Origin of the sequence: Nocardia arthritidis (assembly GCF_011801145.1) — a bacterium.
In the GTDB taxonomy this organism is placed as follows: Bacteria; Actinomycetota; Actinomycetes; order Mycobacteriales; family Mycobacteriaceae; genus Nocardia; species Nocardia arthritidis_A.
In genome coordinates this window covers 2859180-2878993 of sequence record NZ_CP046172.1, presented here as the reverse complement: position 1 = coordinate 2878993, position 19814 = coordinate 2859180, and the positions used below count along the sequence as shown (strand labels likewise).

The 19814-nt window shown below is 67.1% G+C and carries 17 protein-coding genes and 1 tRNA gene; 10 read left to right on the top strand and 8 right to left on the bottom strand.

Translation table 11 applies throughout. The features are described 5' to 3' along the window. The first annotated feature begins 9 nt into the window (after positions 1 to 9). Together F5544_RS12835 and dnaE are read left to right on the top strand one after the other, a co-directional pair. Positions 10 to 813: a thioesterase II family protein gene (locus F5544_RS12835; RefSeq protein ID WP_167473407.1), complete on the top strand. Its 804-nt coding sequence runs from the start codon at positions 10 to 12 to the stop codon at positions 811 to 813. A gap of 145 nt (positions 814 to 958) precedes the next feature. Continuing rightward, complete coding sequence (gene dnaE, locus F5544_RS12830; RefSeq protein ID WP_238847437.1) at positions 959 to 4477, top strand: DNA polymerase III subunit alpha; 3519 nt, start codon at positions 959 to 961, stop codon at positions 4475 to 4477. A gap of 21 nt (positions 4478 to 4498) precedes the next feature. Here the strand turns inward: dnaE and F5544_RS12825 are convergent, their stop codons facing one another. After that, a complete protein-coding gene (locus tag F5544_RS12825) occupies positions 4499 to 4816 on the bottom strand; it encodes a DUF6300 family protein (protein WP_167473405.1) in 318 nt (105 codons plus the stop codon). A 156-nt stretch (positions 4817 to 4972) separates the two neighbouring features. Here F5544_RS12825 and F5544_RS12820 point away from each other — a divergent pair, with 156 nt between their 5' ends. Next, positions 4973 to 5137 carry a DUF6374 family protein gene (locus F5544_RS12820; RefSeq protein ID WP_167473404.1) on the top strand — a complete coding sequence of 55 codons (165 nt, stop codon included), beginning with the start codon at positions 4973 to 4975 and terminating at the stop codon, positions 5135 to 5137. Between the two features lie 891 nt (positions 5138 to 6028). Here the strand turns inward: F5544_RS12820 and F5544_RS12815 are convergent. After that, positions 6029 to 6101 (bottom strand) — tRNA-Asn (locus tag F5544_RS12815). 196 nt (positions 6102 to 6297) lie between these two features. On the opposite strand from F5544_RS12815, the gene F5544_RS12810 reads away from it, so the two are divergent. Further along, a complete protein-coding gene (locus tag F5544_RS12810) occupies positions 6298 to 6543 on the top strand; it encodes a hypothetical protein (RefSeq protein WP_167473403.1) in 246 nt (81 codons plus the stop codon). 44 nt (positions 6544 to 6587) lie between these two features. Here the strand turns inward: F5544_RS12810 and dnaG are convergent, their stop codons facing one another. Genes dnaG through F5544_RS12795 form a run of 3 tightly spaced genes read right to left on the bottom strand, consistent with a single transcriptional unit; the run spans position 6588 to position 10419 of the window. After that, on the bottom strand, positions 6588 to 8525 hold the full coding sequence (dnaG, locus tag F5544_RS12805; RefSeq protein WP_167473402.1) for a DNA primase: 1938 nt from the start codon (positions 8523 to 8525) through the stop codon (positions 6588 to 6590). A 46-nt stretch (positions 8526 to 8571) separates the two neighbouring features. After that, positions 8572 to 9834: a deoxyguanosinetriphosphate triphosphohydrolase gene (locus F5544_RS12800; protein ID WP_167473401.1), complete on the bottom strand. Its 1263-nt coding sequence runs from the start codon at positions 9832 to 9834 to the stop codon at positions 8572 to 8574. 6 nt (positions 9835 to 9840) lie between these two features. Continuing rightward, positions 9841 to 10419 carry a YdcF family protein gene (locus F5544_RS12795; RefSeq protein WP_167479152.1) on the bottom strand — a complete coding sequence of 193 codons (579 nt, stop codon included), beginning with the start codon at positions 10417 to 10419 and terminating at the stop codon, positions 9841 to 9843. Positions 10420 to 10713: 294 nt separating this feature from the next. Here F5544_RS12795 and F5544_RS12790 point away from each other — a divergent pair, with 294 nt between their 5' ends. Then, positions 10714 to 11592 (top strand): NAD(P)-dependent oxidoreductase, encoded by an 879-nt coding sequence (locus tag F5544_RS12790; protein WP_167473400.1) that lies wholly within the window; start codon positions 10714 to 10716, stop codon positions 11590 to 11592. A gap of 9 nt (positions 11593 to 11601) precedes the next feature. Here F5544_RS12790 and F5544_RS12785 read toward each other — a convergent pair whose 3' ends face one another. Further along, entirely contained in the window at positions 11602 to 12279 is a 678-nt protein-coding gene (locus F5544_RS12785) for an MBL fold metallo-hydrolase (RefSeq protein WP_167473399.1), read from the bottom strand. A gap of 78 nt (positions 12280 to 12357) precedes the next feature. Here F5544_RS12785 and F5544_RS46295 point away from each other — a divergent pair, with 78 nt between their 5' ends. The 3 genes from F5544_RS46295 (at position 12358) to F5544_RS12770 (ending at position 15820) form a co-directional block, all read left to right on the top strand. Next, positions 12358 to 14481: a TPM domain-containing protein gene (locus F5544_RS46295; RefSeq protein ID WP_238847214.1), complete on the top strand. Its 2124-nt coding sequence runs from the start codon at positions 12358 to 12360 to the stop codon at positions 14479 to 14481. Beyond that, complete coding sequence (locus F5544_RS46290; protein WP_238847213.1) at positions 14394 to 14867, top strand: hypothetical protein; 474 nt, start codon at positions 14394 to 14396, stop codon at positions 14865 to 14867. Before F5544_RS46295 ends, F5544_RS46290 begins: the two co-directional genes overlap by 88 nt. Before the next feature lie 137 nt (positions 14868 to 15004). After that, a complete protein-coding gene (locus tag F5544_RS12770) occupies positions 15005 to 15820 on the top strand; it encodes a MerR family transcriptional regulator (protein ID WP_167473398.1) in 816 nt (271 codons plus the stop codon). 4 nt (positions 15821 to 15824) lie between these two features. Here F5544_RS12770 and F5544_RS12765 read toward each other — a convergent pair whose 3' ends face one another. Further along, complete coding sequence (locus F5544_RS12765) at positions 15825 to 17372, bottom strand: molybdopterin-dependent oxidoreductase (RefSeq protein WP_167473397.1); 1548 nt, start codon at positions 17370 to 17372, stop codon at positions 15825 to 15827. 462 nt (positions 17373 to 17834) lie between these two features. On the opposite strand from F5544_RS12765, the gene F5544_RS12760 reads away from it, so the two are divergent. After that, positions 17835 to 18230: a PPOX class F420-dependent oxidoreductase gene (locus F5544_RS12760; protein WP_167473396.1), complete on the top strand. Its 396-nt coding sequence runs from the start codon at positions 17835 to 17837 to the stop codon at positions 18228 to 18230. Beyond that, positions 18227 to 18835: a TenA family protein gene (locus F5544_RS12755; RefSeq protein ID WP_167473395.1), complete on the top strand. Its 609-nt coding sequence runs from the start codon at positions 18227 to 18229 to the stop codon at positions 18833 to 18835. The genes F5544_RS12760 and F5544_RS12755 overlap by 4 nt, the downstream gene beginning before the upstream one ends. A 5-nt stretch (positions 18836 to 18840) precedes the next feature. On the opposite strand, the gene F5544_RS12750 is transcribed toward F5544_RS12755, so the two are convergent. After that, the gene (locus tag F5544_RS12750) at positions 18841 to 19758 is read right to left on the bottom strand and encodes an NADP-dependent oxidoreductase (RefSeq protein WP_167473394.1); all 918 of its coding nucleotides are present in this window, start codon (positions 19756 to 19758) and stop codon (positions 18841 to 18843) included. Positions 19759 to 19814 lie beyond the last annotated feature (56 nt).

Genomic DNA, 19814 nt, shown 5'->3' with positions numbered 1-19814 from the left:
ACCCAGCACATGGCGGAACCGACAGTGCACGACGCGCGCTGGATCCGACGGCCCCATCCGGTATCGGCCCCGGCGATCCGGCTGGTCTGCTTTCCGCACGCCGGCGGGTCTGCCAGCTTCTTCTTCCCGGTATCGGCCGCGCTGTCCGGTTCCGGTTCGGTGGAAGTGCTTGCCGTGCAATACCCGGGACGACAGGATCGACGGCTCGATCCGTGTATCGACGATATCGATACGCTCGCCGAACAGGTTTACCGAGCGCTGAAACCGTGGACCGATATCCCGCTGGCCTTTTTCGGGCACAGCATGGGTGCGATCGTGGCCTTCGAGGTCGCCCGCCGGTTCGAGGAGCGGGACGGCATCGTGCTCACCATGCTGTTCGCCTCCGGTCGCCGGGCGCCCTCCCGGCATCGGGACGAGAACGTGCACACCCGGGGCGACAATGCGCTCGTCGCGGAGCTTCGTTCGCTCAGCGGCACCGACAGCGCGCTGCTCGGCGACGAGGAGGTGCTGCGGATGATCCTGCCCGCGATCCGCGGCGACTACCGGGCGATCGAAACCTACCGGTGCGCAACGGAAGTCACCGTCCGATCGCCGATCACGGTCCTGGTCGGCGACGACGATGTGAAGACCACCGTCGAGGAGGCGCGCGACTGGGCGCGGCACACCACCGCGTCGTGCGAGACCCGGGTCTTCTCCGGCGGGCACTTCTACCTGACCGCCCACCGGATCGCCGTCATCGACCTGATCGCGGAATCCTTGCTCAGCGTGTCCGGTCCGCGCACGGATCAGCCTGCGGCACAAGGCCAGCCATAACAACCACCGGTTGTCGGGATGTGCGTGTCGATTGTTTGACCCCCGCTCGCGGGCTCGGCTCGAATAGAGCGATCCGAGCCCTAGCCGCATCTGGAGGCGTCCGTTGTCCTCATTCGTTCACCTGCACGTTCACACCGAATACTCGATGCTGGACGGTGCGGCGAAGATCAAGCCGCTGTTCGAGGAGGCCGGTCGGCTCGGGATGACCGCGGTGGGGATGACCGACCACGGAAATATGTTCGGCGCGGACGAGTTCTACCAGGTCGCAACGAAAATGGGGATCAAGCCCGTCATCGGCATCGAGGCGTACCTCGCCCCCGGCAGCCGGTGGCACAAGAAGCCGGTGTTCTGGGGTCAGGCCAATCAGCGCGGCTCCAATGGCGAGGGTGTCGGCGGCGACGTCTCCGGTGGCGGCGCCTACACGCATATGACGATGCTGGCGCGTAACGCGCGCGGACTTCGCAACCTGTTCAAACTGTCCTCGCTGGCGAGTATCGAGGGCTACTACCGCAAGCCCCGCATGGATCGGGAGCTGATCGCCGCGCACGCCGACGGCATCATCGCCACCACCGGCTGCCCCTCCGGCGAGGTGCAGACCCGGCTGCGACTCGGCCAGCACGCCGAGGCCATTCAGGCCGCCTCCGACTACCGCGACATCTTCGGCAAGGACAACCTCTTCGTCGAATTGATGGATCACGGGCTGCCGATCGAGCGGTCGGTGCGCGAGGGTCTGCTCGAGATCAGCGCGAAACTCGGTCTGCCCCCGGTGGCCACCAACGACTCTCATTACGTCACCAAGGATCAGGCCGACGCGCACGCCGCACTGCTGTGCGTCCAGGCCGGAAAGACGCTCAACGATCCGACCCGATTCAAATTCGACGGCGACGGCTACTACCTGCAATCCGCCGAGGAAATGCGGGCGTACTGGGACAACCAGGTCCCGGGCGCGGCCGACAACACCCTGCTCATCGCCGAGCGGGTCGAATCCTATGCCGAGGTGTGGGAGCACACCGACCGGATGCCGGTCTACGAAGCGCCCGAAGGCTACGACGTCACCTCGTGGTTCCGCGCGCAGGTGATGCGCGGCCTCGACTGGCGGCTGCCCGACGGCGTGCCCGAGGAATACCTGCGCCGCGCCGAATTCGAGATCGACATCATCGTGCAGAAGGGGTTCCCCGCCTACTTCCTCATCACCGCCGACCTGATGAATTACGCACGGCAGCAAGGCATTCGAGTCGGTCCGGGCCGTGGTTCGGCCGCCGGATCGCTGGTGTCCTACGCGCTGGGCATCACCAATCTCGATCCCATCCACCACGGCCTGCTGTTCGAGCGGTTCCTGAACCCCGAGCGGGTATCCATGCCCGATATCGATATGGACTTCGACGATCGCCGCCGCGGTGAGATGGTCCGCTACGCCACCGAGAAATACGGCGCCGACCGCGTCGCCCAGGTGATCACCTTCGGCAAGATCAAGACGAAGGCGGCGATCAAGGATGCCGCCCGGGTCCACTTCAGCCAGCCGGGTTTCGCCATCGCCGACCGGATCTCCAAGGCGCTGCCACCGCCGGTCGCCGCCAAGGACATCCCGCTGTCGGGCATCGTCGATCCGAAGCACGAACGCTATCCCGAAGCGGCCGAGGTCCGTTCGCTGATCGAGACCGACAGGGACGTAGCCACCATCTTCGAGACCGCCCGCGGCCTCGAGGGCCTGATCCGCAATGCGGGCGTGCACGCCTGCGCGGTGATCATGTCCGCGGAACCGCTGGCCGATGTGATCCCGCTGTGGCAACGCGAGGACGGCGCGATCATCACCGGCTGGGACTATCCGTCCTGCGAGGCCATCGGACTGCTGAAGATGGACTTCCTCGGGTTGCGCAACCTCACCGTCATCGGCGATGCGATCGACAATATCGAGGCCAACCGCGGCGAAAAGGTGGAGCTCGATTCGCTCGGCACCGACGACCCGAAAACCTATGAGCTGCTGGGCCGCGGCGACAGCCTCGGCGTATTCCAGCTCGATGGCAACGCCATGCGCGATCTGCTGCGGCGGTTGGGGCCCACCGGTTTCGAGGACATCATCGCCGTCAACGCGCTGTACCGGCCCGGGCCGATGGCGATGAACACCCACAACAATTACGCCGATCGCAAAAATGCCCGGCAGGCGATTCAGCCGATTCACGAGGAACTGGCCGAACCGCTGCGCGATATCCTCGCCGAAACCTACGGCCTGGTCGTGTACCAGGAACAGATCATGCAAATCGCCCAGCGCGTCGCCGGCTTCTCCATGGGCCGCGCCGACGTGCTGCGCCGGGCGATGGGTAAGAAGAAACTCGAGGTCCTGGAGAAGGAGTTCGAGGGCTTCCGAGCCGGCATGCGCGAACAAGGATTCTCCGATGAGGCGGTGCAGGCGCTGTGGGATACGGTCCTGCCGTTCGCCGGATACGCGTTCAACAAGTCACACGCCGCGGGGTACGCGCTGGTCGGCTACTGGACCGCCTACCTCAAGGCCAACTATCAGGCCGAATATATGGCGGCCCTGCTCACCTCGGTGGCGGACAACAAAGACAAGTCAGCGATCTACCTCGCCGAATGCCGACAGCTCGGCCTCAAGGTGCTGGCGCCGGATGTGAACGAGTCCTCGCTGCGCTTCTCCGCCGTCGGCAACGATATCCGGTTCGGGCTCGGCGGAATTCGCAACGTCGGGGCCAACGTGGTCGAGTCGATCATCGAAACCCGTAACAAGAAGGGCAAATACACCTCGTTCGCCGATTTCGTGGAGAAGTCGGAGCTGGTCTGCTGTAACAAGCGCGTCCTCGAATCTCTCATCAAGGCAGGCGCATTCGACTCCTTCGGGCATCCGCGCAAGGCGCTCATCGACGTCCACGAAGAGGCGGTGGACGCCGTCACCGGCCTCAAACGTCAAGAGGCGATGGGACAGTTCGACTTGTTCGGCATCGAGAGCGAATCAGCGGAGGAATCCAGCAATTCCTCACCGTTGAGCCACCTGCGCTTCGACGGGGAGGAGTGGCCCCGCAAAGTACTGCTCGGAATCGAACGAGAAATGCTGGGACTGTATGTCTCCGGACATCCACTGGACGGCGCGAGCCACATTCTCCGCAAGGCTGCGCCGAAGCCGATCGCCGCCGTTCTGGCCAATGCGCCACGGGAGGGGACGATCACCATTTCGGGAATGATCTCCGCGCTGGAACGCCGGGTCAACAAGAAGGGGGAAAGCTGGGCGATCGCCGTCATCGAGGACCTGGACGCATCGGTCGAGGTGCTTTTCTTCCCGAAGAGCTACAGCGTATTCGCGGCCGACCTCGCCGTCGACGCGGTCGTGGTGGTAGAGGGGCGAGTCAATTGGCGGGAGGAAAAAATGGGGATATTCGGCACACACCTCGCACCACTCGACGTCAGCTCCGTCGAACGCGGTGAACAGACACCCCCGCTGATGCTGGAAATCAATGCCGAAACCACCGACCGCGACAGCGTCCTCGAACTCAAATCGGCCCTGCGATCCCACCACGGCGGAACCCCGGTGCGCCTCATACTGTCCTACCGGGAACGCCGCACCACACTCGCGGTCGACGAATATCCGGTGACCGTCAGCTCCGCCCTGCTGGGTGAGCTGCGAGCCGTGCGAGGCGTCAAAGTGCTTACCTGACAACAGCTTTCGCACGGACTGCTAGGCGGGACAGGAACCCCCGGCGCGCAGCGCCGCCAGCTGCGCGTCATCGACCTGTGCGGGCAACACCTCGCTCAACCACTCCCCCAGCGGCACAGCGATATCGGGCAGGCGCGATCCGGTTCGAAAGTGGTCGACAACCGCCCGAGCCGCCGGATTGTCTCCCGCACAGTTCGGGCACAAACCCACCGTCCGCATTCCGCGCACCTCGACGCCGTCCTCCCGCAGAAACGAATGCGGCACCCGCACAGCACAAATCAGCGTGTCACCGCACCGGTGACACGGCAGATCGTCCACCACCGAAATCTCGAAATCCACTACCGTCGCCCTTCTTCAGTCGTAAGCAGGCGTCGATAACTGATTGGACTAGATCACCACCCCCTTGTCCAACAAACAAAACTCCCAATCCCCAACCGCCAGTTGTGAACCCAGACCATCGTCAGAACGGATCCCCCGATGAGATACTCTCCCCCAGTGCTCGAACGCTCTCGAATCTCACTCGCCCAAACCCAGATCGACAACGTTCGCCGCCAACTCCTCGACGCCGCAGCCTTCGGCAAACGCATAACCCCCGACCAACTCGAACACCTAGCCGCAAAACTCGGCGACAGCTTACGAATTCTCACCGAGGAACCGTGACACCCGCACGCGCCCAATCCATTTGCCCGCGCAACGCAACTGAACCGGCCGCGGCCCTGCGGTAGCGGGTTACACCCGAATTCCCCGAAACGGCAAACCCGTCAAGCGAATTCGCCTCTCCCTCACTCGGCCCCACCGATCGGGACCAATCGACCTACCCGAATTCGTTGGAGCTCGGGCACCACATCGCTCTCCCTGATGCCAAGTCGACCGCATAGCCGAGCAGCACTACCTCACCAATCCCGGGTGCACAGACTGCCTCCCGCACCGACGGATACGACAGAAAGGCTCCGCCGCGGGCACGCAGCGGCCCGCGAGCTGCGCACGACGGCGGAGGGTATCGAGGAAGTGCGGTCGGCCGCCACGAGCAAGCCGCCCCCACCACCAACCGATCCAGTAGTACGCAGCCCGCCAGCCCCGACTCCAAGCCCGTCGCTGTCGAATCCCCCTACTTGGTCGCGCGGGCACCGTTCCTTACTCCGCGCGGCGGTCCAGCCTGCGCCAATTGCGCCGCCGGCGCCGACATCCCGAGTCGATCGCCAATCACATCAACGGGTACGCCACGCCCGCGAAAGCGACTTATGCACCGCGCCAACCCGTTTGCGCGGCCAACTCCGCCTTGACATGCGTCGTACCGACGTCCGGCAGTCGCGAGGCATCGAGGCAGCGACCGAGCAGCTGGAAATTCGCCCGCTGTCGCATCCCGCGCAATGCGGCTCGCAACCGAGAGGTGGGACAACCGCGGTGCGATCGAACCCAAGCGATTAAGACGTGACTCGAACCATTTCAGAGCTACTGTCGACTACTCCGCAAATTCGACTCATTCGACCTTGAAAACAAAGAAACCCTGACCTGTGCAGGACGTTCCTGCTGGTCAGGGCCTTGTGGAAGCTCCCCCATCTGGACTCGAACCAGAAACCTGCCGATTAACAGTCGGCTGCTCTGCCAATTGAGCTATAGGGGATTGTTTCCCTGGCTGCCGTCTCCGGCGGCCGAGAAGAAACTTTAGCGTATCGGTACGCGCGTTCCCAAATCGTGTCTCTACCAGCTCACTTGTGGGGGTGGGTCGGGGTGGCCGAAGGGGTGGCCGGATCGACATGTGTCGGTGGCGTCGGGCAGGATGGGAGCCGCGAATTGGCAACTGGGAGGAGCGTATCGAGATGCTGCGGTTGATCATCGGCATAGCGGCAGGCTATGTGCTCGGAAGTAAGGCCGGGCGAGCCCGCTATGAGCAGATCAGTGCCGCTACGCGCGCCGTGACGGAAAGTCCGGTGACCCGCAAGCTCGTACTCCTGGGCCGCCAGCGGCTGTCGGACAAGCTCAGCACGCGCCCGAAGCTGGAGCCGATGCAGCCGATCGATGAGCGCACCACACTGCTGGTGCCGCAGGACCAGCTGCGCCGCTGAATCCGGGCAGTAGTTACGGTTCGGCCCGATACAGGGCCGAACCGCTACGGGCTCTGCGCGAAATCGTCGGAGTTGCCCATCGCCTGCTTCAGCAGGCTCTTCCGGTACTGCTCCAACGCGACGAGATCCCCGAACAGCGCCATATACGCCTCCGACTGTTCGGTGGAGGACACCCGCTGCAGCTTCGACTTCAGCTCGGCGATCTGGCGCCCCACCCAGGACTCCTGGGCGCGCGCCAGCACGCCCGTGACGAAGCGGGGGATGTCGTCGGCGGATTTCACCGGCAGCGGCTCTCCGGCCAATTCGGAGACGAATGCGCGCATCACCAGGTCGTCGGTGTGGTCGGCGACCGCGTTGACCCATTCGGCGCCGCCGAGTCCGGCGGAGGTGCCGCCCGCCGCGCCGATGAGTGTGCGCACCGTCACATACGCGGGGTGGGTGAACGCCTCCGGCTCGAGCGCGTCGAATGCCGCACCTGCGATGGCCGGGTATTGCAGTGCGGCACACAGCACTTGGCGTTGCGGGAGCAGGCTCGGGTCGTTGGGGCTGGGCCGCGCGGCCGGGCGTTCGGCGTGTGAGGCGGTGGCCGCCTCGTTCACCGCGGTGCCGGAGGTGCGGCCGGATCCGTTGCGCTGCACGCCGTTCCGGTTGCGGCGCGCCTCCTCGCCGACCCGGCGGACCACGGTCTGGATATCGTCCCAGCCGACCCAGCCCGCGAGTTTGGTGGCGTACGCCTTGCGCAGCGCATTGTCCTTGATCTGCGCGACCACCGGCACCGCGCGCCGCAGCGCCTCGACCTGACCTTCCGCGGTGTCCAGGTTGTGGTCGGCGAGCAGACCGCGAATCACGAACTCGTACAGCGGGGTTCGCCGAGCCACCAGATCGCGTACCGCGCCGTCGCCGGAGCGCTGGCGTAGTTCGCACGGATCCTGGCCGTCGGGCGCGATCGCGATATAGGTCTGCCCGGCCAATCTCTGGTCGCCCGCAAAGGCTTTCAGCGCCGCGGCCTGCCCTGCGGCGTCGCCGTCGAAGGTGTAGATGATCTCGCCGCGCCAGAAATTGTCGTCCATCAGCAAGCGGCGCAGGATCGCCATGTGTTCCTCGCCGAAGGCCGTACCGCAGGACGCCACCGCGGTTTTCACGCCCGCCAGGTGCATCGCCATCACATCGGTGTAGCCCTCGACCACCACCGCCTGATGTCCCTTGGCGATCTCGCGTTTGGCGTGATCCAGCCCGAACAGCACCTGAGACTTCTTGTACAGCACCGTTTCCGGTGTGTTGACGTATTTGCCCGGCATGGTGTCGTCATCGAACAGCTTGCGCGCGCCGAAGCCGATCACCTCGCCGCCGAGGTTGCGGATCGGCCACAGCAACCGCCGGTGGAACCGGTCGATCGGGCCGCGTTTGCCCTGTTTCGACAGGCCCGCCGCCTCCAGCTCCTTGAAGTCGAAGCCCTTGCGCAGCAGATGTTTGGTGAGGGTGTCCCAGCCGTCGGGCGCGTAACCGCAGCCGAACTGCTGTGCGGCGTTGCCGTCGAAGTTGCGGTCGGTCAGGTATTTGCGGGCCGCCTCGGCTTCGGACTCGCGCAGCCGCGCCATATAGAACTCGTGCGCCGCGGCGTTGGCGGCGACCAGGCGGGCCCTGGTGCCGCGGTCGCGCTGCACCGAGGTGCCGCCGCCCTCGTAGTTGATCTGATAACCGATCCGGTCGGCCATCTGCTCGACCGCTTCGACGAAGCCGATGTGCTCGATCTTCTGCAGGAATTTGTAGACATCCCCGCCCTCACCGCAGCCGAAGCAGTGGAAGAGGCCGTGGTTGGGCCGCACGTGGAACGACGGCGATTTCTCGTCGTGGAACGGGCACAGACCCTTCATCGAGTCGGCGCCGGCCCGTTTCAGGGCGACGTACTCCCCCACCACGTCCTCGATCCGGACGCGGTCGCGTATCGCCGCGATATCGCGGTCAGGGAGTCGTCCAGCCACGCAGCGAGTCTAGGCTAGTCCGGCCGTTCCGCGTTTTTCGGCCGGACTATTCGCCCAACGCCGCCGCGATGCGCTCCAACCTGCTCTCGGTGTACGAGGCGATCTGATCGACGATCACCCGGACCCGCGCCTGATCGTCCGCCGCGGCATCCCACCACGGCAGCAGCACCGGATCCAAACCATGCGGCGCGTCGGCCAGCAACCGCGTCGCGACGGCGTGAACCCGCGCACGCTGAGCCGCCTGCCGGAGTTTGTGTTCCGGATCCGACATGACGTATCGCAAGGCAACGGTTTTCAACATGGCCACCTCGGCGGCCACGATGGGCGGTATCTCCAGATCGGCGGCGTACCGGGTGAGCGGTTCCGGTCCGGCGACCCGCCTCGTGGCCGTGATGGCGGCGGTGGCGAAGCGCCCGACGAGCTCGCTGGTGAGCCGTTTCAGCGCGACCGAACCGGCGAAGCTGCCGTCGTATACCGCGACGCCCGCCACCACGGGCAGTTCCGAAAGTCGTTGTGCGGCAGCGACCAATTCGTCCACCGCGAGCGTGGGATGCTGCCGGTGACCGAGTTCGGCGAGCGCGTCCTGTTCGGCGCGATCGGCCAGGGCGCGCAATTCGATCCGGCCCGCGATCACCCCGTCCTCCACGTCGTGCACCGAGTAGGCGACGTCGTCGGACCAGTCCATGATCTGGCATTCCAGGCTGCGCCTGCGGTCCGGCGCACCCTTGCGCACCCAGTCGATGCGGTCGGCGTCGATCTCGTATGCCCCGAATTTGGTGCCGGAACCCGTTCTGCCCCAAGGATATTTGAGCGCGGCGTCCAGTGCTGCGCGGGTCAGGTTGAGGCCCGCGCTGGTGCCGTCGATGTCGAGCACCTTGGGTTCGAGTCGGGTGAGGATGCGCAGATTCTGCGCGTTGCCCTCGAATCCGCCGTAGGCGTCGGCGAATTCGTCCAGCGCCCGTTCTCCGTTGTGCCCGTATGGCGGATGCCCGATGTCGTGGGCGAGCCCGGCCAGGTCGGCCAGGTCCGGATCGCAGCCGAGCCCGTCGGCGATGCTGCGGCCGATCTGAGCGACCTCGATCGAGTGGGTGAGCCGGGTACGCGGGGTGTCACCGTCGCGCGGACCCATCACCTGGGTCTTGTCGGCAAGCCTGCGCAGCGCCGCCGAATGCAGGACACGCGCACGGTCCCTGGAGAATTCGGTGCGGTGCCCGATTTCGGCCTCGATGGTCGGCGAACCGAGACCCGCCGTCTTCGGGGATTCCAGCACCATACGTTCGGCGTCGTGCTCGGTATAGCGCCCGCTCATCGAAACTCACTGCCCCGCTGTGTATTTGAAGTCCGCCGAGAAGTGGGTGAGCCGGTACCACAGCAAAGCGCCGGTCTCCCTGGCGATTCCGTGCGCCTGCGATTCCCTGGTGTAGACCGCGGGGCCGGTGCGGGTCGGCGCGGTCCACGCCGACACGCCCTGGTCGCGCATCATGGTGCGGGTGCGCAGCGAATGCCACGGATCGCTCACCAGCACCGCCGAGGACATATCGCGCGCCTCCATCGCCACCGCGACGGCCTCGATGCTGCGCAGGGTGTCCGATCCGGTTTCGACGGCGAGGATCTTGTCCCCGGGTATGCCACGGTTTTGCAGATAGTTCTTGCCCGAGGCCGCCTCGGTGTAGAGGTCGCCCTCCTGTTTGCCGCCGACGGTGATCACCTTCGGCGCGACGCCGAGCCGGAAGAGCTTGTACGCCTGGTCGAGTCGCGCCTCGAATACCGAGGACGGGGTGCCCGAATACTGCGCGGCGCCGAGCACGACGATGGCGTCGGCCTTGGTGTAGTCGTCGACGCGGGCGACTTGCCAGACCCGGAACGCGGTCCCGCCGACCAGCACCACCGCCATGAGAACGGCGCCGGCGAGCAGCCGCCGCGTCCAGCGCGCCAATCCGGCGCCGACGCCGCGCGAGAGGCCGGTGTGCCCGGCCGATGGGCTGCGCTGCAGTGCCGAATCCACTCCCCAAGTCTGCCAGGTCGGTCCCGGCACCGAAGCATCTCGGGTGGCAATCAACACTTACCAAATAGTGAGTATTGAACAAATTAGTAAGTACTTGCTCCAAATGGAGTGCGGCGACAAGTATCGAATTCGGCGCCGAATCCATCCAGCCGGATCTCCGGCCAACCCACCAAGGAGTGAACAATGGCGGATTCCCCGCGCATTTCGGTACTCGGCCTCGGCGCGATGGGCGCGGCGCTCGCCGCCACCTTCCTGCGGGCGGGATATCCGACGATGGTGTGGAATCGCACCCCTGGCAAGGACAGCGAACTGGTCGCGGCGGGCGCGCACGGTGCACCCGACCTCGCCGCGGCCATCGAGGCGAGCGAGGTGATCGTCGCCTGTCTGTTCGACCACACCTCGGTGTACGAAACCTTGGATCCGGTGGTCGCCGACCTGAGCGGCCGAATCCTGGTGAACCTCACCAGCACCCGCCCCGAAGAGGCCCGCGAACTCGCGAATTGGGCCGCGGCCAACGGTATCGAGTATCTCGACGGCGGCATCATGGCCACCCCGAACCTCATCGGGCAGCCCGTCGCCGCCATCTACTACAGCGGTTCCCAACGCGTATTCGACGAGCTGCGAACGGTTTTGGAGGCGCTCGGCACGACCGAGTACTTCGGCGAAGACCCTGGTTACGCGTCCACGGTCGATTTCGCGCTGCTGGCCGCGATGTACTCGATGTTCGCCGGGGTGTATCACGGCGCGGCCATGGTCCGCTCGGTCGGCATGTCGGCCGAGGATTTCGCGCGCCGTGCCGCGAACTTCCTGCCCGCCATGACATTCAACCTGCCGCGGGCCGGAAAACGTTTCGACAGCGGCGATTACACGCGGCCGGTACAGGATCTGCGCTTCGCCAAAGCGGCGCTGGACGCGATCGTCGCGGCCAGCCGGGACGCCGGGGTCGACCTCGACATCATCGGCGCGGTGCGCAATCTCATCGATCGGCAAATCGCGAACGGGCACGGCGCGGACAGCTACGAGCGGATGTTCGAAAGCCTCAACCCGCCGCGCCGGCCCTGATCGCGTTGGCTACCAGCCGCGTTCGCGCCATTCGCCCAAATGCGGGCGCTCGGCGCCGAGCGTGGTGTCATCGCCGTGGCCCGGGTAGACCGCCGTATCGTCGCCGTAGCGATCGAACAGCTTCGTCGTCACGTCCCGGTACAGCGAATCGAAATCGGCCGGATTCTGCGTCTTCCCGACCCCGCCCGGAAACAGCGAGTCGCCGGTGAACAGATGGGTCCGGCCGTCGGCGTCGGTATAGGCCAGCGCCACCGAACCGGGCGTATGGCCCACCAGGTGGATGACGTCGAAGCGCAGATCGCCGATCTCGATCACGTCCCCGTCGGCCAGCAGCCGGGCAGGCTGGACCGAAAGGGGCTCGGCGTCGAGTGCGTGCGCGGCGGTCGGCGCACCGGTGGCGGCGGCCGTCTCCTTCAGCGCGAACCAGTGGTCCAGGTGCTGGTGGGTGGTGACGATCAGGCGGACCTGTCCGGGCGCCTCCTGCACGACCAGCTCGGCCAGTCGTTCCGGCTCGTTGGCGGCGTCGATGAGCAGCGCCGCACCCGAATTCGTGTCCTGGATGAGATAGCAGTTGTTGTCCATCTGTCCGACGGACAGTTTGACGATCCTGGCACCGGGCAGATCGCGCTGCTGCGCATTCGAACCAGGCGATACGTGACCGGTGTACGGGCGGTCGATGGTGATCACCCCGTCGATGCTATGCGAGTCCTTCGCGTGACGACGGGCTTCGCCATCCGGCGCCCGAACGGGCGCTAGATTCGTGCCATGTCCGCGCGGAATCGTCGCGCTCGCCGGTCCGTATCGGCGGCGTTGAGCGTTCTGGTCGCCGGTGCCGCCATGCTGGGCGCGCCGGTGGCGTCGGCCGAACCGCCGGTGCGGTTGGGCACCTACGTCGTCGATTCGGCACAGGCCCTCGACAGCGCACAGCTAGACCGGGTCCGTGGCGCCGTCGACAACCTCTACGCCGATCAGCAGTTGCGCCTGTGGATCGTCTACGTCCGCGATTTCGCCGGGCTCGGCCCGCAGAGCTGGGCCGAGCAGACCGCGCGCAAATCCGGATTCGGCAACCGCGATCTGCTGCTCGCCGTCGCGACCCAGGATCGGGACTACTGGTTCTACGGCGAATTACCCAGCGGCATAACGGATTCCGACCTGAGCGAGCTGCTGGTCGGCCAGGTCGAGCCCGCGCTGCGGGACGGGCGATGGGCCGACGCCGGTATCGTCACCGCCAACCGCATCGATACCGAACTGCGCGGGCGCACCATCAGCGCTCGCACCCTGCTCATCGCGGGTGCGGTACTCGCGGCCGTGATCGCGGGCTTCGCACTCTATTCGCGTCATCGCGGCCGGGACCGGGCCCGCGCCGAACTGGCGGCGGCCCGCAGGGTGAATCCGGACGACAGCGTCGCGCTCGCCGCGCTGCCGCTGGACGCGCTGCACGCCAGATCACGTGAGGCATTGGTGGAGTTGGACAACGCGATCCGCACCAGCTCCGAGGAATTGGAGCTGGCGGCAGGTGAATTCGGCGCAACCGCGGCCGCACCGTTCCGCACCGCCCTCGATCACGCGAAAGATGCCGCCGCCAAAGCATTTTCGATCCGTCAGCGACTCGACGACGAAATTCCGGAAACCCCCGACGAACAGCGCGCACTACTGGTGGACCTGCTAGGCGCCGTCGGCCGCGCCGACCGCGAACTGGATGCCCAGGTAACCGAATTCGACACGATGCGCAACCTGCTCATCGACGCCCCCGCCCGCCTCGACGCACTCACCCGCGACCTGGTCGCGCTCACCGGCCGAATACCCGCCTCCGAAGCCGAATGGACGAGGCTCACCGGCGCCCTGAACGAAGCCGCCCCGAGTCAGCGCCTGACCGAGCCCCCACCCAAAGCACTCGCCGACGAGCCGGAATCCTCCCCCGACCTCCGCCGCACCGAACCCAGGGCACTCACCGACGAGCGGGAGGCCGTCCCCAGCCTCCGCCAGACCGAACCCCAATCCAGGGCACTCACCGACGAGTGGGCATCCATCCCCAGCCTCCGCCAGACCGAACCCCAGCCCAGAGCACTCGCTGACCAGCGGGCGCCAGTCGCCAACCGCCACCGAGCCGAGCCCCAACCCAAAGCACTCGCCGACGAGCCGGAGTCCTCCCCTAACCTCCGCCAGGCCGAATCCCAACCCAGAGCACTCGCCGATGAACGAGCGTCCGTCGCCAGGCAGCGTCGGGCTGAGCCCCAGTCCGAGACGCTCGCCGACGAGCGGGGGTCCGTCGCCAGCCAGCACCGGGCCGAACCCCAGCCCAGGGCACTCGCCGACGAGCGGGAGGCCGTCGCTAGTCTCCGCCAGGCCGGACCCCCGCGCCAGACGCTCGCGTATCCCGCCGAGGCGCTTGCCCCTATCGCGGACAACATCGGCATGGCGCGCGAGCGAATCGCCTTCGCGGAGCAGAACATAGACGCCGGGCGTGCCGCACTCGGCCGCCCGGTGGTGAACAGGGTGCCGCGGTCGGTGCCATTCGCGCTGCGGAAGCCGCTGTTGGACAGGCGAATTCGCTCCTCGACGCGGTCGACGGCTTCGCGGCCGATATCGAGCAGGCCCGCGTGGGCATCCCGGCCGCGCTCGACGAGCTGCGGCGCGAAATCGCCGAAGCCACCGGGCTTTCCGACTACGGCGGGGCGGAACTCGCCGCTGCGGTCGGCGCCGCGCGGGACGCGTTGGACGCGGCGGCCGCGAAGGCGGCCACCGATCCGCTCACCGCCTTCCACGATGCGGTCGCCGCCGATGGCGAACTCGACCGCGCCGTGGCCGCCGCCACCGATCGCAAGCTCGCCGCCGAGGATCTGCGCCGCAGGCTCGAACACGCGCTCACCGATGCGGGCGCCCGAGTGAACACCGCCGCCGATTACATCACCACCCGCCGCGGCGGCGTCGACGCCGAGGCACGCACCCGGCTATCCGAGGCGCAGCGCAACCTCGACCTGGCCCGCCGGCTCGCACCCACCGATCCGCAACAGGCCATCACCCACGCCCGAACCGCCGCCGACCTCGGCGGACGCGCGCTGGTCTCGGCACAAGCCAGCGTCCGTGCCTGGGCGGCCGCACAGCCACCGTCCGGGACCGCCCAGGCCGGGGCGGTACTCGGCGGCATCCTCATCGATGGACTGCTGCGCGGCGCGGGCACCGCCTACCGCTCCGGACCCACCGGCGACTACGGCGCGGCCTCATACGGCGGCTCACAAGGTTCCCGCCGGATCGGTCGCGGCGGACGATTCTGAACACCTCCGGCCCTCCACCACGCCTCACCGAATCGCCGAGCGACGTTTGGCCCATCCGCCACCCACCACCGCCGCGATCGAATCGCCTCTCGATCCTTGACTCTCACACCGTGTGAGCCCCTAAACCGGAGACCGTCATGTTGAGTATCGGAGACTTCGCCAGACACGGACGGGTTTCGGTCCGCATGCTGCGTCACTATGACGCGATCGGGCTGCTGCGCCCGGTGCGGGTCGACGCGGTGAGCGGCTACCGCTATTACCAGGCCGCGCAGTTGGCCAGGCTCAATCGCATTGTCGCCCTGAAGGATCTGGGCTTCACGCTGGAACAGGTCGGCCGGATCCTGGACGAGAAGGTGGGCGGCGCCGAGCTGCGCGCCATGCTCGCACTGCGCCGGGCCGAACTCGAGCAGCGCATCGCGGGCGATCGGGCACGGCTCGTCCAGGTCGAGTCGAGGCTTCGGGTGATCGAACAGGAGGGCATCATGCCCGATCACGAAGTGGTCGTGAAAACCGTTGCGGCAGTGCGGGTTGCCGAATTGAGTGCGGTCGCTGACGGTTTCGATCCGGGCGCGATCGGCCCGGTGATCAGGCCGCTTTTCGCCGAACTCTGCAAACGCCTCGAGGCGGCGGGGACCATGCCCGTCGGACCCGGCATCGCCTACTACGACCCGAATCCGGACGGCAGCGTCGTCGTGCACGCCTGTATGCCGGTGCATATCGCGCCGGGTGCGGCGCCGGACGTCACGATCACCGATCTCCCGGAGATACAGGCGGCCACCATCGTTCATCACGGCAGCATGGACAACGCGCTGGAACCCGTTCAGGCACTTGGCTGGTGGATCGAATCCAACGGCTACCGTTCGCTCGGCGCGCCACGGGAGGTCACCCTCGAGTTCACCGAGGATCCGAGCGGTTGGGTGACCGAATTCCAGGAGCCGATCGTCGCGGTGTGAGCGCTCAGACGCGCACCGTCAGGGTGTGATAGCCGGCGGGCCCGTTCGGAAACGGCGGGCGCGCAACCCCCTCCTGCACCTGGCCGTCGTTGCCGATCGCACGGGCCTGGACCACATGTTCGCCGGGCGGCAGCGGCAGGGTGATCCGCCAGCGCCGCCACGCCGCCGGCGCCAGCTCGGCGCCGAGATCGGTTGTCTGCCAATCCCCTTCGCCTACGCGCAGCTCCACCCGCGCGACGCCGTTCGGCGGCGCCCACGCGACACCGGCCATGGTCGTCGTGCCCGCGGCGATCCGGCCCGGCGCGGCGACATCGATGCGGGCCTGCGGCGAAATCCACAGCGGCCCACGGGGCCAGCCGCGCCGCCACCAGTAGTCGACCTGGCTGTCGTCCGTGATCTCCAGCCCGGTAAGCCATTTCGCGCCCGCGTACTGCCCGTAGCTGCCGGGAACGATAACCCTGGCCGGGAATCCGTGCTCGGGTGGCAGCGGCGCGCCGTTCATACCGATCACCAGATAGCCGGGCCATTCGCCGGTGCGCAGCGGCTCCAACGGCAGCGAGATCGTGTAGCCGTCGACCGCCTTGGTCACCAGCCGGGTGGCATTGTCGTCGGGCAGCGCGTGCGCGAGCAGTTCGGTGAGCGGCACACCGAACCAGCGCGCGTTGCCGACCCGGCCCTGCCCTGGACGATTGTGCACGCACACCATCACCGCATCGAATTCGACGGCGTCCAAAGCCAATTCGTTGAGCGACAGGCGCAGCGGGTGGGCGACCAAACCGGTGACGGCGAGCCGCCAGCGGTTCGGATCCAGCCGCGGCGGGCGCAGGTTCACATCCGCGACGTAGAAGCGCTCGTTGGCCGTGTACAGCGCGGGCAGACCCGGCTCGTCCTCCAGCCCGTCCTCGGGGACGACGCCGAGCGCGCCCATCGGCCCGACGGCGCGAATCAACTGCTCCTGCTTGCGATCCCGCGCCCGTTGCGCCCGCTGGGCGATCGCGAGCAAGCCGACACCGGCAGCCGCATACAGCATGGTGCGGGGCCACCTACGGCGCGAATCGGCAACGCCACCAAGAAGTTCCGCCGAACCGCCGAGCGATTCGACCAACAGCGAACCGGCCGAGCCGCCGAACGACTCGGCGGAACCGCCCCGCGCACGGGAACGCCCGCGCATCCCGAATCCGAGTACACCAGCGGCCGCAATCGCACCGGTGAACGCCGCACCGGACCGTGTCGCCCGCCGCGTCGCCAATGCCGCGGCACCCGCCCCGAACACCGCCGCACCGAGTAACCGAATCCGCTCCGGCAACACCGCCAAGCCGACCGCGGCGGCCACCGCGCCCGCCCCGACCCCGATCCGCGTGACCTCCTTGTCGTGCCGCCCCGACAGCGCGACGGTCGCCTCCACGACCGGAGTCGGCGCGGCATCGATAAGCGCCCGGCCGACCGTGTCGATCAGCGAATCGCCGCCGACCGCCGCCACCGCCTCGCCAACCCCCAGCGCCGCGAGCCCGACCGCCGCATCGGCGACCGAACCAAGTTTCCCGTTCCGCATCGTCGGCACCCACCTCCCACGATCGTTCACGACGCCACCTCGCATGTACCCGCTGAGCCGCACATCATCGGTTCGGACCGCCGACGCCCGTCGGCACCGTGCACAAAGCGCCGCCTACCCGCACGACGCACAACCTCCAGCACACCCAGCATTCTGCACGAACCCGCCCGGACCGCAGCGCGGTTCGGGCACCCGCGTAGGCGTACCTCCGCCTTCGCTCCCGCCATGCGCAGGCAAGACGGCCACGCCGACAGCGCCCATTTGGCGTACCTCCGCATCCACTCCGGCCGTGCGCGGACTGTTGACGGCTTCACCGACTGCGCCCATTTGGCGTACCTTCGCTCCGCAAGCGCGGACTAGAGACGGCTACGCCGACAGCACCCGTCAGGCGTACCTCCGATCCGCTCCCCCATGCGCAGCCTGAAAACGGCTGCGCCGACAAGGCTCATTAGGCTGCCAAGCATGAACGACAGCGTCATCCCGGAAAGCCACATCGATCTTCTGACCCGCCCGCTCTACGGTCATCTGGCCACGCTCAACCTCGACGGGACCCCGCAGGTCACCCCGGTATGGCAGATCTGGGACGGCACGCATCTGCGCTTCACCACGACGACCGATCGCCGCAAGGCCATCAACACCAAGGCGAATCCGCACGTCGCGATCAGCATCAACGATCCGGATCAGCCGTACCGCTACCTGGAGGTGCGCGGCGTGATCGAGTCCATCGATGCGGATCCCGACGGCGAATTCTTCGATGTGCTGGCGCGCCGCTACGGGCTCGAATACCAACCGCCGGTGGGCGACCACGAACGCCGCGTGATCCTCGTGCTGCGTCCGACGCGCACCACCCACCAGTGAGTCTCGCCGCACGGCTGGAGGCGGCGGGGCTTCCGCTGATCGATGCGCAACTCGCGCACCCGACGGTGGCAGGGATCGCGCGCGGGGATCTGCCCGAGCGGGTGTTCCGGTCGTGGCTGGAACAGGATTACCTGTTCCTGCTCGACTACGTGCGGGTGTTCAGCAGGTTGGCCTGGCAGGCGCCCGCCGCGCACCTCGGCGATCTGGTCGACTTGGCGCACGCCACTTTTCACGACGAGCTGACGCTACATCGTTCGCTGGCCGCGGAATTCGGCGCCGACCTGGATGGTGCGACCAAAGGCCAACCGTGCCAGGAATATACGGCCTTCCTGCTCGAATCCGCCGCCGACTATTCCGACGGCCTGGCCGCCCTGTACCCGTGTATGTGGGGCTATTCGACGCTCGGCGCGATCCTCGCGCGGAACCCACCGGCCGACCCCCGCTACCGCCGCTGGGTCGACACCTATGCCGACCCGGCCTTCGCCGCCCTCACCCGCCGCTGCGCCCAGATGCTGGATGAGGCGAACCCGGATCCGGCCCGGGCGGAGGCGCTGTTCGCGGCGGGTATGCGCCACGAACTCGCCTTCTGGACCGTTCCCGACTGAAAAGCTCAGGGACGCAACACGATCTTGCCGTGCGTATGTCCCTGTTCGAGTTCGCGGTACGCCGCCTGCACCTCGTCGATCGGGTATACGGCGGCGATCGGTATCTCGAGCTCGCCGGACGCGGCCAGTTCGGCCAGTTCGGCGAGCACCTCGACGGTACCGGCCGCAGCGTTCCCATCGGTGAGCACGCCGTACTCGCCCGCGACCGCCATATCGACGATGGTGTCGATGCGCGCCGCCGGGACGCCGAGTTCGAGCGCCAGATCGAGATAGCCGCCGAACGCGTCGATGAATCCGGCGATCCCGTCAGGCGCTTCGGCACGCAAGCGATCGGCGAGTCCCTCACCGTAGGCGACCGGGACCACGCCCACCGAACGCAGCCACTCGTGGTTGCGCTCGCTCGCGATGCCGAGCACCAAGGCAGCGGACCGCCGAAGTAGTTGCACCGCAATGGAACCGACACCGCCGGAGGCGCCTGCGACGACAATCGTCTCGCCCGGCCGCACCGCGAGCGCCCGGGTCGCGCCGACCGCGGTGGTCCCCGCCACGAACAACCCGCCCGCGACCTCCCACGACAATCCCGCGGGCTTCGGCGTCACCTGATCGGCGGGTGCGGAAACGTGCGTGGCGTGGCTGGCCCGCTCATGGGTGAATCCCAGCACCTCGTCGCCGACCGCGAAGGCCGAAACCCCTTCGCCCACTTCGACGATTCGTCCCGCGAAATCGGATCCCTCACCCGAGGGGAAGGTGGCGGGCCACAGCTGGTGCAACGAACCCGTGCGAATCTTGGCCTCGCCCGGGTTGATTCCCGCCGCGACCACCTCGACAACCACCCGCCCCGGCCCCGCCGCGGGCGTCGGCACGTCGACGACCTTCAATTCCTCGATCGCGCCGTATCGCTCGAACTTCACCGCTCGTGCCATCACATGTCCTTTATTCGTGCTTTCAGGCATCGACCGTCAACCACACGCCGCCCGCG

What these genes read in the sequence shown, in the direction of transcription:
- F5544_RS12835 (WP_167473407.1), top strand. Translation starts at nt 10, where the DNA reads ATGGCGGAACCGACAGTGCACGACGCGCGCTGGATCCGACGGCCCCAT.
- dnaE (WP_238847437.1), top strand. Translation starts at nt 959, where the DNA reads ATGCTGGACGGTGCGGCGAAGATCAAGCCGCTGTTCGAGGAGGCCGGT.
- F5544_RS12810 (WP_167473403.1), top strand. Translation starts at nt 6,298, where the DNA reads ATGCTGCGGTTGATCATCGGCATAGCGGCAGGCTATGTGCTCGGAAGT.
- F5544_RS12800 (WP_167473401.1), bottom strand. Translation starts at nt 9,834, where the DNA reads ATGAGCGGGCGCTATACCGAGCACGACGCCGAACGTATGGTGCTGGAA.
- F5544_RS12795 (WP_167479152.1), bottom strand. Translation starts at nt 10,419, where the DNA reads ATGGCGGTGGTGCTGGTCGGCGGGACCGCGTTCCGGGTCTGGCAAGTC.
- F5544_RS12790 (WP_167473400.1), top strand. Translation starts at nt 10,714, where the DNA reads ATGGCGGATTCCCCGCGCATTTCGGTACTCGGCCTCGGCGCGATGGGC.
- F5544_RS46295 (WP_238847214.1), top strand. Translation starts at nt 12,358, where the DNA reads ATGTCCGCGCGGAATCGTCGCGCTCGCCGGTCCGTATCGGCGGCGTTG.
- F5544_RS12770 (WP_167473398.1), top strand. Translation starts at nt 15,005, where the DNA reads ATGTTGAGTATCGGAGACTTCGCCAGACACGGACGGGTTTCGGTCCGC.
- F5544_RS12765 (WP_167473397.1), bottom strand. Translation starts at nt 17,372, where the DNA reads ATGCGGAACGGGAAACTTGGTTCGGTCGCCGATGCGGCGGTCGGGCTC.
- F5544_RS12760 (WP_167473396.1), top strand. Translation starts at nt 17,835, where the DNA reads ATGAACGACAGCGTCATCCCGGAAAGCCACATCGATCTTCTGACCCGC.
- F5544_RS12750 (WP_167473394.1), bottom strand. Translation starts at nt 19,758, where the DNA reads ATGGCACGAGCGGTGAAGTTCGAGCGATACGGCGCGATCGAGGAATTG.